The organism is Roseovarius sp. YIN77, from assembly GCF_057219155.1.
This window is the reverse complement of the sequence record NZ_JBXVVI010000023.1, coordinates 24,177-38,623: the sequence shown is the minus strand read 5'-3', so window position 1 is coordinate 38,623 and position 14,447 is coordinate 24,177. Positions and strand designations below refer to the sequence as shown.

Annotated in this window: 17 protein-coding genes and 1 tRNA gene; 9 read left to right on the top strand and 9 right to left on the bottom strand. The window is 54.5% G+C overall.

Going from position 1 to position 14,447, the window contains the following annotated elements; translation table 11 throughout:
• On the bottom strand, positions 1–158 hold a 158-nt coding region (locus tag AC2D8P_RS15105; RefSeq protein WP_484703635.1), incomplete at its 3' end, for an Arm DNA-binding domain-containing protein.
• A gap of 149 nt (positions 159–307) precedes the next feature.
• Positions 308–397: transfer RNA gene (locus AC2D8P_RS15100), tRNA-Ser, on the bottom strand.
• 186 nt (positions 398–583) lie between these two features.
• Between AC2D8P_RS15100 and AC2D8P_RS15095 the strand changes: the two genes are divergently transcribed.
• From AC2D8P_RS15095 to AC2D8P_RS15065, 7 genes are read left to right on the top strand one after another with little or no spacing between them, the layout of a single operon-like run.
• The gene (locus AC2D8P_RS15095) at positions 584–1,501 is read left to right on the top strand and encodes an SPOR domain-containing protein (RefSeq protein ID WP_484703633.1); all 918 of its coding nucleotides are present in this window, start codon (positions 584–586) and stop codon (positions 1,499–1,501) included.
• A gap of 11 nt (positions 1,502–1,512) precedes the next feature.
• Complete coding sequence (locus tag AC2D8P_RS15090) at positions 1,513–2,676, top strand: D-alanyl-D-alanine carboxypeptidase family protein (RefSeq protein WP_484703632.1); 1,164 nt, start codon at positions 1,513–1,515, stop codon at positions 2,674–2,676.
• Positions 2,676–3,299, top strand: a complete 624-nt coding sequence (tmk, locus tag AC2D8P_RS15085) for a dTMP kinase (RefSeq protein WP_484703631.1) — start codon at positions 2,676–2,678, stop codon at positions 3,297–3,299. The genes AC2D8P_RS15090 and tmk overlap by 1 nt, the downstream gene beginning before the upstream one ends.
• Positions 3,296–4,432 carry a DNA polymerase III subunit delta' gene (locus AC2D8P_RS15080; RefSeq protein ID WP_484703630.1) on the top strand — a complete coding sequence of 379 codons (1,137 nt, stop codon included), beginning with the start codon at positions 3,296–3,298 and terminating at the stop codon, positions 4,430–4,432. Before tmk ends, AC2D8P_RS15080 begins: the two co-directional genes overlap by 4 nt.
• 11 nt (positions 4,433–4,443) lie before the next feature.
• A complete protein-coding gene (locus AC2D8P_RS15075) occupies positions 4,444–5,250 on the top strand; it encodes a TatD family hydrolase (RefSeq protein WP_484703629.1) in 807 nt (268 codons plus the stop codon).
• A complete protein-coding gene (locus AC2D8P_RS15070; RefSeq protein ID WP_484703634.1) occupies positions 5,250–6,047 on the top strand; it encodes an MBL fold metallo-hydrolase in 798 nt (265 codons plus the stop codon). The genes AC2D8P_RS15075 and AC2D8P_RS15070 overlap by 1 nt, the downstream gene beginning before the upstream one ends.
• Positions 6,047–6,979 carry an AEC family transporter gene (locus AC2D8P_RS15065; protein ID WP_484703628.1) on the top strand — a complete coding sequence of 311 codons (933 nt, stop codon included), beginning with the start codon at positions 6,047–6,049 and terminating at the stop codon, positions 6,977–6,979. Before AC2D8P_RS15070 ends, AC2D8P_RS15065 begins: the two co-directional genes overlap by 1 nt.
• 10 nt (positions 6,980–6,989) lie before the next feature.
• Here AC2D8P_RS15065 and AC2D8P_RS15060 read toward each other — a convergent pair whose 3' ends face one another.
• Both AC2D8P_RS15060 and AC2D8P_RS15055 read right to left on the bottom strand, forming a co-directional pair.
• Positions 6,990–7,874, bottom strand: a complete 885-nt coding sequence (locus tag AC2D8P_RS15060; RefSeq protein ID WP_484703627.1) for an MBL fold metallo-hydrolase — start codon at positions 7,872–7,874, stop codon at positions 6,990–6,992.
• A gap of 316 nt (positions 7,875–8,190) precedes the next feature.
• Positions 8,191–8,826, bottom strand: a complete 636-nt coding sequence (locus AC2D8P_RS15055; protein WP_484703626.1) for a DUF2238 domain-containing protein — start codon at positions 8,824–8,826, stop codon at positions 8,191–8,193.
• Between the two features lie 74 nt (positions 8,827–8,900).
• Between AC2D8P_RS15055 and AC2D8P_RS15050 the strand changes: the two genes are divergently transcribed.
• Entirely contained in the window at positions 8,901–9,677 is a 777-nt protein-coding gene (locus tag AC2D8P_RS15050) for an endonuclease/exonuclease/phosphatase family protein (RefSeq protein WP_484703625.1), read from the top strand.
• Here the strand turns inward: AC2D8P_RS15050 and nusB are convergent.
• The 5 genes from nusB to AC2D8P_RS15025 form a co-directional block, all read right to left on the bottom strand.
• Positions 9,641–10,138, bottom strand: coding sequence for a transcription antitermination factor NusB (gene nusB / locus AC2D8P_RS15045; protein WP_484703624.1), 498 nt, complete (start codon positions 10,136–10,138; stop codon positions 9,641–9,643). The two genes, AC2D8P_RS15050 and nusB, sit on opposite strands and share 37 nt — an antisense overlap.
• On the bottom strand, positions 10,135–10,686 hold the full coding sequence (locus AC2D8P_RS15040; protein ID WP_484703623.1) for a 6,7-dimethyl-8-ribityllumazine synthase: 552 nt from the start codon (positions 10,684–10,686) through the stop codon (positions 10,135–10,137). Before AC2D8P_RS15040 ends, nusB begins: the two co-directional genes overlap by 4 nt.
• A 2-nt stretch (positions 10,687–10,688) precedes the next feature.
• Positions 10,689–11,798, bottom strand: coding sequence for a 3,4-dihydroxy-2-butanone-4-phosphate synthase (gene ribB / locus AC2D8P_RS15035; RefSeq protein ID WP_484703622.1), 1,110 nt, complete (start codon positions 11,796–11,798; stop codon positions 10,689–10,691).
• 77 nt (positions 11,799–11,875) lie between these two features.
• The gene (locus tag AC2D8P_RS15030) at positions 11,876–12,148 is read right to left on the bottom strand and encodes a hypothetical protein (RefSeq protein WP_484703621.1); all 273 of its coding nucleotides are present in this window, start codon (positions 12,146–12,148) and stop codon (positions 11,876–11,878) included.
• A gap of 183 nt (positions 12,149–12,331) precedes the next feature.
• Positions 12,332–12,919, bottom strand: a complete 588-nt coding sequence (locus tag AC2D8P_RS15025) for a riboflavin synthase (protein ID WP_484703620.1) — start codon at positions 12,917–12,919, stop codon at positions 12,332–12,334.
• Positions 12,920–13,128: 209 nt separating this feature from the next.
• Between AC2D8P_RS15025 and AC2D8P_RS15020 the strand changes: the two genes are divergently transcribed.
• Positions 13,129–14,340 (top strand): capsule biosynthesis protein, encoded by a 1,212-nt coding sequence (locus AC2D8P_RS15020; RefSeq protein WP_484703619.1) that lies wholly within the window; start codon positions 13,129–13,131, stop codon positions 14,338–14,340.
• Positions 14,341–14,447 lie beyond the last annotated feature (107 nt).

The window sequence follows — 14,447 nt, the reverse complement described above, 5'->3', positions numbered from 1 at the left end:
CCCTTGCGATTCTTTTGTCCTTTGACGGTTACCCTGACAATCCAGCGCCGTGCGCCTGAGGGATCCACAACCAAATAAAGACCCGACCCATCCCCATGACGACCCGGCCCTAGATTCTCCACCAGCTTCTTTGTTAGCTTTCCGCCCAGCGCGGCCATCAATCATACCACAATAAATACCACTCAGTGAAAGTATACGGGCATAATTGAGCAAAAGCCAATGAAATGACAGAATGCAGAAATACCCATATAAATATGTTGTATTATTAACTTAATGATGGTGGGAAATATCGAGTAAGATTGTTCAGTGGCGGAGGAGGTGGGATTCGAACCCACGGAACGCTCTCACGTTCAACGGTTTTCAAGACCGCCGCATTCGACCACTCTGCCACTCCTCCGGTCCGAACTTCGCTTACAACGCCCGCATTGATTCTGAAAGTGCAGAATGTCAGGGGAATATTGCCGATGAAGAGCGCAATTGGCCCGCTGGCCCTTTAAAATGTATTTTGTCAGCGCTACACTGTGAAAAACAACCAGACCGAAAACCGGCGTTTCGCACATTTCAGTGCGCAAGAGGGCGAGTAATGGCAAGAGCGACCTATTTTTCAAGGCCACAGATCGTTGCAATTTTGGCGGGGGCCGGATTGCTTCTGACTGCTTGCGACGAGACGGCAAGTGGCGGATTATTTGGACAAATTTCAAGCGAGCAAATTGATGGCGGCGGCACAATTGAGACCAGGGTCGAAGAACGAGACGTCGAACGCCCGGATATCTTTGAAACTACGGATATGGCCCTTTGGGACGGACGGCCTTCTTTGGGCGGTGTTTGGGTGGCCCATCCTGGTGTCGGCGCGCCTGAACGAGTGCGTGTCACCAATACCGAATCCGGGAACGTGATAGAGGCTGCGCTGTTTCGCAGGGAGCGTGAACTGCCAGGGCCTTTGATTCAGGTCTCGTCCGACGCGGCGCAAGAACTTGGCCTGCTGGCGGGCGATCCAACGAAGCTCAGCCTCATTGTGCTACGGCGCGAAGAGGTCACGATCGAAGAAGTCATTCCTGCCCCTGTAGAAGAGATTGCTGAGCCAATCGAAACACAGGAAGAGATTGAGCAAGAAGCAAGCGCAGAGCCCCAGCCTGCCACTCAGGACGTCACTGCCGAAGCGGAAACGGATCCAATCGCCAGTGCGGCCGCCGCAATTGAGGCCGCAGATACGGCTGACGCTGCAACAACCGAGGTCGCCGCAGTTGCGGCCGCCCCTGCCACCCAGCTGTCCAAGCCATATGTTCAGGTCGGTATTTTCAGTGTTGAAACCAATGCGCTGGAGGCAGCGACATCTTTGAACAATGCAGAGCTGGAACCGTTGATCAGTCAGGATCAGATCAACGGCAAGACCTTCTGGCGCGTCGTCGTCGGGCCGGCAAATTCGCGGGAAGACCGCACAGAGCTGCTAAATGCGGTCAAGGTCGCCGGCTTCCCGGACGCCTATTACGTCAAGGAATAAGGACCAGGCCCATGGCAAACACCCTGACCAAATTCTTCGCAGCGATAACGATCTGTCTGTCATGCGCGGGGCATGCGCAGGCGTTCGACACGCAAGCAACCGCGGCTTACGTCGTTGATGTGACGACCGACACCGTTCTGTTTGAAAAAAATGCCGATCAGCCGCTTCCGCCCGCCTCTATGTCAAAGCTGATGACCTTGAACATGTTGTTTGAGGCGTTGCAGGATGGACGGGTGAGCATGGAAACCCGGTTCGGCGTGTCCGACAAAGCGCAGGCGATGGGCGGGTCTACAATGTTCCTGAACACGCGCGATCGGCCCACTGTTGAGGAACTGATCCAGGGGATAGTCGTACAGTCAGGCAATGATGCTTGCGTCGTAGTTGCAGAAGGCCTCGCCGGGTCTGAAGAGGCCTTCGCACGCATGATGAATGCACGCGCCAAAGATTTGGGAATGACCAATTCCGTTTTTGCGAACTCTTCCGGGTGGCCACATCCCAATCAGCGGATGAGTATGCATGATCTGGCCGTTCTGGCCACGCGGCTTATCCAAAACTTCCCTGAATATTACGGCTTCTTCGCACAAAAAGAGTTCGAATATGATGGGCGGGCCCCAGATAACAGGCGAAACCGCAATCCCTTGTTGTCGCTGGGAATTGGTGCCGATGGGTTGAAAACTGGCCATACAAATGAGGCGGGATATGGTTTGGTTGGCTCTGCCGTAGAGGGGCACCGTCGTGTGGTTTTCGTGATCACCGGCCTGACATCAGAGAAAGAGCGTCGCGAAGAGGCGGAGGGTGTGGTCAGTTGGGCGTTCCGCCAGTTTTCATTGCGCAAGGTTCTGTCGGCAGAACAACAATTGGCAACATCGGGCGTCTGGCTGGGGGCTGAAACAACAGTTGGCTTGGTGGCGCCCGAAGACTACGCCATGTTGATCCCTGCCTTGAACCGCAATGAAGTCTCTGGCGAGGTAATTTACCAATCCCCCATCACCGCCCCAATTGCCAAAGGACAAGAGATCGGAGAGCTGGTGGTCACGCGTGAAGGATTGCCTGAGCTCAGATTGCCACTGGTTGCTGATCGTGATGTGCCCAAGGGTGGGTTTGTGCCGCGCCTTCAAACAGCGGCGCAGGTGTTTTTCCGCGATGTCGTGCGTGAAAGGCTTGGCTTCTTCTGATGGCCGACGGATATTTTGTTACCTTTGAAGGAATTGACGGATCGGGAAAATCTACGCAAGCGCGTTTGTTGGCCGATCATCTGCAAAAGGCCGGGAGAGATGTCGTTTTGACACGCGAACCCGGCGGATCGCCCGGGGCCGAGGAAATTCGCGCCTTGGTCTTGCAGGGTGACCCTGATCGTTGGTCTGCTGAGACAGAAATCCTATTGTTTACTGCAGCACGACGCGATCATCTGGAAAAGACCATCAACCCAGGCATCGCGGCGGGTAAGGTCGTGATATCCGATAGGTTTGCGGATTCCACGCGGCTCTATCAGGGGATCAGCCGAGGCGATCTGCGCGCGGTCGTCGACGACCTACATGCAAAAATAATCGGTCGCGAACCCGACCTGACATTCATCATAGACATGGATCCAGGCCTAGGCCTGAACCGTGCCCTCTCCCGTCAGGGAGAGGAAGAACGGTTCGAAGGGTTCGGCGAGGATTTGCAGGCCAAAATGCGTGCCGGATTTTTGTCGCTGGCCAGCGAGTTTTCCGACCGCTGTGTGGTTATTGATGGCAATCGTGACATCGCCAGCATCAGTTCAGAGGTTGCAGAAATCGCTGAAGGACGATTGCCATGACGGCCGCAGAAGATCGGCCAGAACCGGATCGGATCGAAGGTGCCCCCCACCCGCGCGAAACCAACCTCCTGATCGGTCAAGAGGCGGCAGAGGCCTCTTTTCTTGAGGCATTCAGTGCTGGACGACTGCATCATGCCTGGATGCTGACAGGGCCGAAAGGGGTGGGTAAGGCAACTTTGTCATGGCGAATGGCGCGGTTCTTGCTGACGACCCCAACGGACCAGCAAGAAGGAGGACTGTTTGGTGATACGCCCCCTGCCCCGACCTCTTTGGATGTTGATCCTGACCATCCCATCGCACATCGGTTAATCGCCCTATCGGAGCCTCGGCTATTTTTGTTGCGTCGCAACTGGGACGAAAAGGCAGAGCGTTTGAAAACCGTCATTTCGGTTGATGACGTTCGAAGCCTCAAGGGCTTTTTCACCTTATCCGCCGCTGACGGAGGGCGACGTGTTGTGATTATTGATTCAGCCGATGAGATGAACAATGCTGCTGCGAACGCGCTGCTCAAGGTACTCGAAGAACCACCGGCCGACACGGTGATGATTTTGATCAGCCATCAACCTTCGGCCCTGTTGCCCACCATCCGGTCCCGTTGTCGCACATTGCGCCTGAACCCGCTGCCTCCTGCAGATTTGCACGCTGCATTGGAGGCTCAGGGCGCATCCGACGCCCCCGCAATGGCGGCCCTGTCCGAGCTTGCAGCTGGTTCGGCGGGCGAGGCTATGCGTCTGTTAAACCTTGGCGGCATGGAAACATATGCCAGTCTGGTCGGGTTGTTTGCAACATTGCCCGGATTGGATCGTCCTGCGTTGCTGAGACTGGCCGATAGCATGACTGGCAAGGCTGCCAAGACAAGGCTCGATCTGTTGCTGGATCTTCTGAACACATTGCTGGCCCGACTGGCGCGTTCGGGCATTCTGGTCACCGAATTGGGAGAGGCCGCACCGAGAGAGGCCGCCGTGTTTCGCAAGCTCGCCCCGACCCCGGCAGCGGCCCGCGCCTGGGCTGATCTTCAACAAGAACTGTCCGCCCGCATACGTCACGGTATCGCAGTCAATCTTGACCCTGCCGCATTGATCCTTGATATGGGGTTCAAAATTGATCAGACGGCGGCAAAATGGGCCGCCTGAAAAGGCGTAGCATGAGCAGACCCGCAGAGATTACAGACAGCCATTGCCATCTGGATTTCCCCGATTTTGAGGGCCAGCTGCCTGATATCATCTCGCGTGCCGCCGCTGCAGGCGTCACCCGCATGGTAACCATCTGCACACGGCTGCGAAACGAGCCTGCAATTCGTGCAATTGCAGAGGCACACGCCCCGATCTTCTACGCCGCAGGGACGCACCCGATGAGCGTTGCGGATGAGCCCATGGCAACGGTGCAGGAATTGATCACGCTGTCCCGACACCCAAGATTTGTAGGTATTGGGGAAACAGGGTTGGATTATCATTACACTTCGGACAGCGCCGACGTGCAGAAGGAAAGCCTGCGCATTCACATCAACGCCGCACAAGAAACTGGCCTGCCCTTGATCATACATTCACGTGCAGCGGACGCTGATATGGCGCGCATCCTGACCGAGGAACATAGAGCGAAACCATATACCTGCGTCATGCATTGCTTTTCATCCAGTGCGGAACTGGCGCAAGCCGCGCTTGACCTGGGCTTTTATCTGTCCATGTCCGGCATTGCCGCCTTTCCCAAAAGTCAGGAGCTGCGCGACATTTTTGCCGCAGCACCGGTTGATCGCATTTTGGTGGAAACCGACGCGCCATACCTCGCCCCGCCCCCCTATCGCGGCAAACGGAATGAGCCCTCTTACACCGCCTATACGGCCCAGGTCGGCGCCGATCTCTTTGGATTGCCATATGAAGATTTTGCCAAACAGACCCAGGCCAATTTTGACCGCCTGTTTCGCAAGGCCGCAAATTTTGCAAATGTCGCATGATGGCCAAGCTACGCTTTACCATATTGGGCAGCGGGTCGTCGGGCGGTGTGCCGCGTATCGGTGGGCTGTGGGGCAGATGTGACCCGAACAACCCGAAAAACCTGCGCCAACGCTGTGCCATGTTAGTTGAACGCATCTCTGAAACGGGAACAACCACTGTCCTGATCGACACGCCCCCAGAAATGCGCCAGCAATTGCTGGCGGCAGAGGTCACCCATCTGGACGGTGTGGTCTATACCCACGCCCATGCTGATCATGTCCACGGCATCGATGATTTGCGAATGGTGTATTTCCTGATGCGCGAACGGGTCAAAGTATGGGCAGACGGCCCCACGCAAAACGACCTTTTATCCCGCTTTGGCTATGCGTTCGTCCAGCCCGAGGATTCCCCCTATCCGCCAATTTTAGAAATGCATTCGATCGATGGCGATGTGCATATCGACGGCGCAGGCGGGGTGATTACCCTATCCCCGATCAGAATTGGCCACGGGATAATCGATGCGCTTGGGTTTCGTGTTGGTGGCTTGGTTTATATGCCGGATGTTGGGGAAATTTACGATCACATCTGGCCAATGCTTGACGGCTTGGATGTCTGGGTGGTGGATGCATTGCGTCGAACCCCGCACCCGACACACACCCATTTCGAACAAACACTGCAATGGATTGAGCGCGCCAAACCCAAACGGGGTGTTCTGACCAATATGCATATCGATATGGATTATGACGAGGTCATGTTCGAAACCCCGGACCATATCGAACCTGCCTATGACGGCATGGTCATTACGTTACCTGCCTGATGCAAGCCCTTGTCGAAGTGATCCTTCCCGTATTTCTGGTCATGGGATTCGGCTATCTGGCTGTTTGGTTTAAACTGTTCAGCGCTTCTGGTGTCGATGGCCTTATGAAGTTTACACAAAACTTCGCCGTCCCTTGCCTTCTGTTTCGCGCCATTTCGACACTCGATCTGGGTCAAAGCTTTACCCTTCCCTTGTTGGTTAGTTTTTATTCGGGCGCGACAATCAGCTTTTTGTTGGGGTTTCTGGGGGTCCGGTATTTGTTCCACCGAAATTGGCAGGAAGCCGTCGCGATCGGTTTTTGCTGCATGTTCTCCAACACTGTGCTGTTGGGGTTGCCAATCACCGAACGCGCCTATGGATCGGACGCTCTGGCCGGGAACTATGCCATCGTCGCGCTGCACGCGCCGTTCGGCTACACCCTTGGCATTATTGCGATGGAGTTGGTGCGCAACAGGGGAAAAGGCCTGTTCACCGCATTCATGTCTGTAATTCGATCTGTGGTGCGCAATCCCTTGGTCATCGGCATCGCTGCGGGATTTGCCGTCAACCTGTCTGGCCACGCTGTGCCGGGTATACCTGCTGATGCGATAGACCTGATGATCCGCGCTGCGATCCCTGCGGCACTTTTCGGATTGGGGGGCGTTCTCGTGCGCTACCGTCCGCAAGGGGACATTCGGGTCATTTTGTTTGTATGCACCATTTCACTTATGGCGCATCCGGCACTTGTCTGGGTCACTGGGCGATTGGTCGATCTGGATGAAGCCTCGTTTCGATCGGCCCTATTGACCGCCGCCATGGCGCCCGGGATCAACACTTATGTTTTTGCTAGCTTATATGTGCGGGCACAGCGAGTGGCGGCCTCATCTGTGTTAGTCTGCACCGCGCTATCCATCGTCAGTGTGTGGTGGTGGCTGTCAATCCTGGGGGGCTGACGCCCGACCATCAAAGTTTGTTCACGGGCACTTTCAGCATCGGATTGCCATCTTTATCTGTCGGCACTTCCCCGCCACGCATATTGACCTGTAGCGACGGTACAATCAGCGTCGGCATATCCAGCTGCGCGTCACGTTCAGTTCTAAATTTAACAAACTCTTCTTTGGATTTTCCACCCCCGACATGGATGTTGTGCACCCGTTCCTCGGCCACCGTTGTTTCCCACCGGATATCGCGACCATTCGGACCGTAATCGTGGCACATGAACAGGCGCATTTCATCAGGTAGTGCCAGGATTTTCTGAATTGAATCATACAGCTCCTCAGCAGAGCCGCCCGGAAAATCGGCACGGGCAGAGCCCCCATCCGGCATGAACAATGTGTCGCCGACAAAGGCGGCATCCCCAAACACGTGGACCATACAGGCCGGCGTGTGACCCGGTGTGCTTATGACAAAAACCGGCATGTTACCGACGTAATACCGATCCCTGTCCTTGAACAATGCATCAAACTGGCTGCCATCTCTTTGAAACTCTGTGCCTTCGTTAAAGATCTTGCCAAAGACTTCCTGAATGACTGTGATCTTTTCCCCGACACCGATTTTTCCACCCAGTTTTTCCTGAATATAAGGGGCCGCTGATAGGTGGTCGGCATGGACATGCGTTTCGATCAACCATTCCAGGCGCAATCCGTTTTTCTGTATGTAATCAATTATTTCATCCGCATGTTCATAGGTTATTCGACCTGCGGCATAGTTGATGTCCATGACGGAATCGATCACCGCACAGGAATTTGAATCCGGATTTACAACAACATATGAAATCGTGTTGGTTTGTGAATCGAAGAACCCCTCGACATGTGGTTTCATCGACATATCAACAGGATAATCGATCATCTATCTGCCCCCACCATATCCATGCGCGTTCAACACCAACTTAAGCCATTTTTTTGCGTTTTCCACTCTGATCACAAAATGAGCTGAACTTCTTTCTCATCTTGCAAGCAGCGCATTGGGCGCATAGGTAAGGCGCTGGCGGGTTCTACCCTTCTCGTGTACCGGTTGCATTCCGGTGGCCTTAAGCAAATCCGAGGGAGCTGGCTCTGTTCTGGCCCTGGTCAGTTTACCTGGCGCCCACCTGTACATACAGGTCCTCGGGAATGAGATAACCTCCACGGTTGCGTGTGGGCCCGCCACTTTTTCCTACAATTGACTATTTGAATTTTCGAAACAGACTTTTGTTCAGACGGACAAATTCAGATATCACGCCGCCAAGCCCACCCAGCTCCAGCCCTTTCAGATAGAAATACCCAACGAATGAGCCGAGGCTGGCGCCAATGACATCGACGATCAGGTCCCACATTGTGTCGATCAGGCCTGACTTTTGCATGTTCAAACCAAAGAGCTGATCCATGGAAAATTCAAATATCTCCCACACAGCTCCGATAGAGATCGCAAAACAGAATGCTATGAAGGTCATTGCCATGGGTGGGGCGGCAAAACGATCCCCTTCGAACAGATAGAAGACGAACAGAAAACCGATCATTCCAAACGCGATGGCCGATCCCCCATGCAGGACGACATCCCACCACCAGTATCGTTCGTAGAAGTCGAAAACCTCCCCCAAAAACAGGGTGGAAAATACAAACACGACGATGATCGCGACCAAACTGATGGGCAGGCGTAAATGAAAGCGTTCAGCCAGAAGCGCCGGTGCCATGGATAGGATGAGCGTGGCCACAGAGACAAATGTTATCGACCACCGCCCCATGACCATTGAAACTAAAAAAGAAATTACCAAAATCAGCCAGATGAACTGGACGATCAAAGTTTGCTGCCGGATCTTCATAAATAAATCCTAAGGTCGTGATTGGTCATTCGGCAAGGGGTGAAAGGCCGCGATCCAATACCCATATATATTGGATGAGCACACAGCCACCCGCAATTCACATGCATCGCAACGGTCACGTCATGCGCCTAGCGTCTTACAACATGCGCAAGGCTGTGGGATTGGATTTTCGTCGAGAGCCTTCACGAACAATGGATGTCATCGCGTCGCTTGACGCAGATATTATTGCGTTGCAGGAAGCCGATAAAAGATTGGGCGATCGAGTTTCCGCAATTGATGCCGAAAAAATAGCTGAACGTACCGGGTTGCGGCCACTGTCGCTGGGCGGAAATGATGTCTCCTTGGGCTGGCATGGAAATGCCGTGCTGGTGCGCCCTGACATAACGGTGCAGAACATACGCCTGATCACCTTGCCGGGATTGGAACCACGTGGCGCTGTTGAAGTTCACTTGGAGTATACAGGCCACCCGTTGGTGATCGTTGCCACACATCTGGGACTGACACGCGGAAGCCGTCGCAAGCAGTGCCAAATCATTCAAGGCACGCTCGATACCCACGTCGTGGCACGCTCCATCATTATGGGTGATTTTAATGAGTGGAGAAAAGTTGGGGGACTTTCTGCCCTGACCGAAAGGCACAGGTTGGTCAGCCCGGGGCGTAGCTTTCACGCCTCTCGCCCCATTGCGGCATTGGATCGGTTTGCATTTGGTGATGCCGTTACGTTGATAGATGCTGGGGTGAAAGAGGATCAGACATCCAAAATCGCGTCAGATCATCTGCCGATCTGGGCGGACATCCGCATTGCACCTCCGCCTCAAAAGGCTTCGGGCTTGGCCTCTCGTGCCATGTGATCCAAGACTGCATTTACAAATTTCGGCTCCCGGCCATCCGGGAAGAACGCCTTTGCCACATCGACGAATTCAGTGATGATCACCTTGGGAGGGGTATTGCCTTCGGTCAGTTCGGCGCCCGCAGCCCGAAACAGAGCACGCAAGGTGGGATCAATCCGTGCGATAGGCCACTTGGCCACCAACGCCCGGTCTGTCATCTGATCGATCCGGGCCTGATGGCCAACTGTGTCCTCAATCAGCTTGCGAAACAGGCCGGTGTCACCCTCGGCCATTTCGAATTCGTCAAATATCTCACCAAAACGATGGCTTTCAAATTCGCGACGCACTGAATCCAGATCCTGATTCGATGCTTCCATCTGAAACAGAGCTTGCACCGCAAAGAATCGCGCAGCCGAACGCATCTGGCGGATTTCGTCACGAGTCTTCGGTTTGTCGGCCTGTTCGCCATTGTCAGTGGTCATGCGTTTGTGGGTCCGTTGTCATCACCGGCGATCTGAAAGCTCTCGCCTGTTGGCTTGAACCCGACGCCCTTGGTCTGGGCGCCCCACTTACGGCTGAGCGCGATCAGATGCAAGGCCGCAGCAGCGGCACCGCCACCTTTATTTTGATCAGACGGATCGGCGCGGACCTCTGCCTGCTTGCGGTTTTCAACTGTCAAGATGCCGTTGCCGATGCAAAGGCCCTGGAGGCCCAGCAATTGTAAAGCCCGAGAGCTGTCATTGCAAACCGTATCATAGTGGGTGGTTTCGCCGCGGATCACACATCCCAGCGCAACATAACCATCAAAGTTCGACTGCCGATCCGCCATGGCGACTGCGGTTGGGACTTCCAAAGCACCGGGAACTTCGACCAAATCCCAGGTTCCGCCTGCGGCCTCAATCTCTGCCTTGGCCCCGGCGATCTGATTGTCGGAAATATCTTTGTAATAAGGTGCCACAACGATCAACAGCTTGACTGGCTTGTCAAAACTGGGACGGGGCAGAATATAATGGCTCTCTTGTCCAGCCATGATCAGTCCTTTCTGATTGGGCGCGTACCAACGATCTTCAGATCAAAGGCATCCAGACCCAGATATACAGTTTCGGGAGAGTTGGTCAGTAGGATCAATTCATGCAATCCCATGGCGGCAAGGATTTGCGCCCCAAGTCCGGTTTGCTTGATCGTGCGGGGGCCTTCGTCCTCTTCGATAACCAGTTTCGCGTGGGGTTCGCGAAACAGACATACTGCACCACGCCCTTCGTTCGAGATGATTTCCATTGCACGGGCCAAATCACCGCGCCCTTCAATACCGATCCCTAACGTGTCTTCGAGCACCGTCAACGCATGTGTGCGGACAAGTACCGGTTCCGGTGTGGTGATGTCACCTTTGACCAGGACAACATGCTCAACACCCTCGGTTTCTTCGGTGAAGACCCGCATTGTCCAGTCCCCGCCCCAGGCAGAGCTGACATCTTCGCTCCGGGTTTCGGAAACCAGGTGATCGTGGCGACTGCGATAGGCAATCAGATCAGAGATCGTACCAATTTTCAGGCCGTGTTCTTGGGAAAACTCCACCAGTTCGGGCAGCCGAGCCATGGTGCCGTCGGGGTTCATAATCTCGCAAATCACGCCGGACGGGTTTAATCCGGCCAAACGGCTGACATCGGTTGCCGCCTCGGTATGACCAGCGCGGATCAGAACACCGCCATCGCGTGCCTTCAGCGGAAAGATATGGCCCGGGGTCGCCAGATCTGCGCCGGTCGAGCTATCATCAATCGCCACCTTGATCGTATGCGAACGATCGGGTGCGGAAATTCCGGTGCTGACCCCTTCGCGCGCCTCGATGGAAACGGTAAAAGGCGTTTCGTGGCGCGAAGAATTGCGCGTTGCCATCATGGGCAGGCCCAATGCCTCGACCCGTTCACGGGTCAGCGTCAGGCAAATCAAACCGCGCCCATGGGTCGCCATGAAATTGATGGCCTCGGGTGTTGCGTGTTGTGCGGGGATCACAAGATCGCCCTCGTTTTCCCGATCTTCATGATCGACAAGGATAAACATCCGGCCTTCACGGGCCTCTTCGATGATCTCACTGATCGGGGACAGGGCCTGTTTTAAGGTCTGAGCATCGGGGGCGGTTGTCATGCAGGCTACTCCATTCGGTCGGCCAGCGGCATAGCCCATTCGCCAGCACTTGACCAGAGCTTACCCCCTCTTGCTGATCAGAAAACAAAGGTTACCGAACACCCGGCAACGGTCGCGAGCAGGTCATCTGTATCAAAGTTGGCACCACGATTTTGATCCACATGTTCCTTCAACACGCCGACAGCGAGTGCAGCAGCGCAACCCAATGCCTTTGACCCTGTCAGTTCTTCTCCGGCATAGGCGGCAACTGTACCGGCCCCGAAATGACGCACCTTGTCGCCAGACCCACCCGCACAAGCTGACAGTATGCCCACCGCCATCACAGACAGCATCAACTTAAAACCCTTCATAACCACCCTTTCACCATGTGCAAACACAACTCATCCGCAGGCCGCGCAGGCGGCCAATTGCAGACACGTGCAATGATTGGAAAATGGGGCCAACGGCCAAATCGCCGGTCGCCCTAGGGTGTTTATAGTTTGTTAAGGCTGTTGCGCCGAGAAAAACGTCAACAAATGGTTAACGCAGGCGCGCTATGACCAATCTTGGAGCCGCGCCACATATCGGGCAAGGGTATCAATTTCCAGATTGATCCGGTCACCTACCCTTACATGCCCCCAAGTGGTCACCTGTTTGGTATGTGGGATAAAGTTAATGCCAAATTTGCAACCGTCGACCTCGTTAACCGTCAGGGACGTGCCGTTTAGCGCAACAGAGCCTTTCGGGGCGATGAACCGCGCCAATTGATCGGGTGCCTCCAGCGTGACACGTGTGCTGTCGCCTTCGTCGGTCATGTCTACAATGCGCGCCACGCCGTCGACGTGGCCAGACACAATATGCCCACCAAGTTCATCACCGACTTTGAGCGCGCGTTCCAGATTGACGGGGCGATTTTCAGTCCAACCATCCAGATTGGTTTTGGAAACCGTCTCTGCAGAAATTTCCACATCAAACCAGTTAGAACCCGTTTCGATAACCGTCAGGCAGACCCCGTCGCAAGCAATGGATGCACCCAAATCAATCCCGCCCGTGTCGTAGGACGTCTTGATCCGCGCTCTCAAATCACCGCGCTGCTCCAACTCTTGGATAAGTCCGATATCTGTGACAATGCCAGTGAACATGGGGGGCTCCATTCTTGATGCCATTGTGGTAACGGCGCAAATCGTTACCTGCAACCCCGTTGCAACAGGATTGCAGACTGACAAGAACTTTCTTTATATACGATCCTCATGGGCACCATCTGATACGAAAGGCGCTGATCATCGCCAGGGAACGAAACTTCCTCTTTCTGCAGGGACCGCATGGGCCATTCTTTCAGCAATTGAGCCACATGTTGCGGCGCGCCGGTTCAAATGTGTGGCGGATCGGGTTTAACGCGGGCGACCGCGCCTTTTGGCGAAATGCTGACAACTATATTCCGTTTCAGGGTCACTTGTCCGACTGGGACGCGTTTATCGCCAATATCTTGATATCGCACAACATCACCGATCTGATGCTCTATGGTGATACACGCCCAATTCACGCCATAGCTATTGAACAAGCCGGCAAGCTTGGCCTGCGAATACATGTGTTTGAAGAAGGATATTTGCGTCCCTATTGGGTGACCTATGAGAGAGACGGATCGAACGGGCATTCGCCGCTGATGTCGCTACCTCTCTCTGAAATCATCGCGCGGCATCGCCAGTCAAAATCCCCTCCACCAGCTGTTCCTGCCACATGGGGCGACATGCGCCAGCACATGTTTTACGGGGCAGTCTATCATTGGTTTGTACTGTGCCGGGGTAGGTGCTACCCAAATTTCAAGCCGCATCGCCACTTGACGGTCCGCCAGGAGTTTCGCTTGTATATCAGAAAGCTGGCCCTGATGCCCCTCACCACCATCCGACGGATTTGGGCGAGCTGGCGCATCAGAACAGGTGGCTTTCCGTTCCACCTGGTGTTGTTGCAATTGGAACATGATGCGAGCTTTCTGCACCATGCGCCATTTGACACGATGTCGGAGTTTCTGGATGTAACGATCCAGGGCTTTGCAAAAGGCGCAGCCCACCATCAGCATCTCGTGTACAAAGCGCATCCTCTGGAAGACGGGCGCGCAGGCTTGCAGAGCCACATCCAACGACTTGCGCGGCAATTTGGTGTCTCTGACCGTGTCCATTTCATAAGCGGAGGGAAACTTGCCCCCTTGTTGGATCAAGCCAGAAGTGCGCTCACCGTCAATTCCACTGCCGGTCAACAAGTCTTGTGGCGTGGGTTGCCCCTGAAAGCCCTGGGCCAAGCGGTTTATTCTAGACCAGAGTTCATCTCCGACCAGCCCATCGCGGAGTTCTTTCAAAACCCCACCCCGCCCGACAAAGAGACCTACCTGATCTATCGCCAATTCCTTTTGGAAACATCACAGATTCCAGGAGGGTACTATTCTGCTAAAGGGCGCAGGCAGCTTCTGCGAAGCGTGATCGACAAGATATTGTCGGATAGTGACCCCTACGACATTGCACCGTCTTGCACCCAAGATAGGCAGAGTAAATTGCAGTTGATTGGCTAGTTTCAAATTGGATGCTGGCTTTTTCACCCTTTCTTTCGTATTTCTCAGCCATAAGTGTTGCACCAAACAAGCACGACGGGGGACAGGGCAGTTGGGGATTCTCTTAA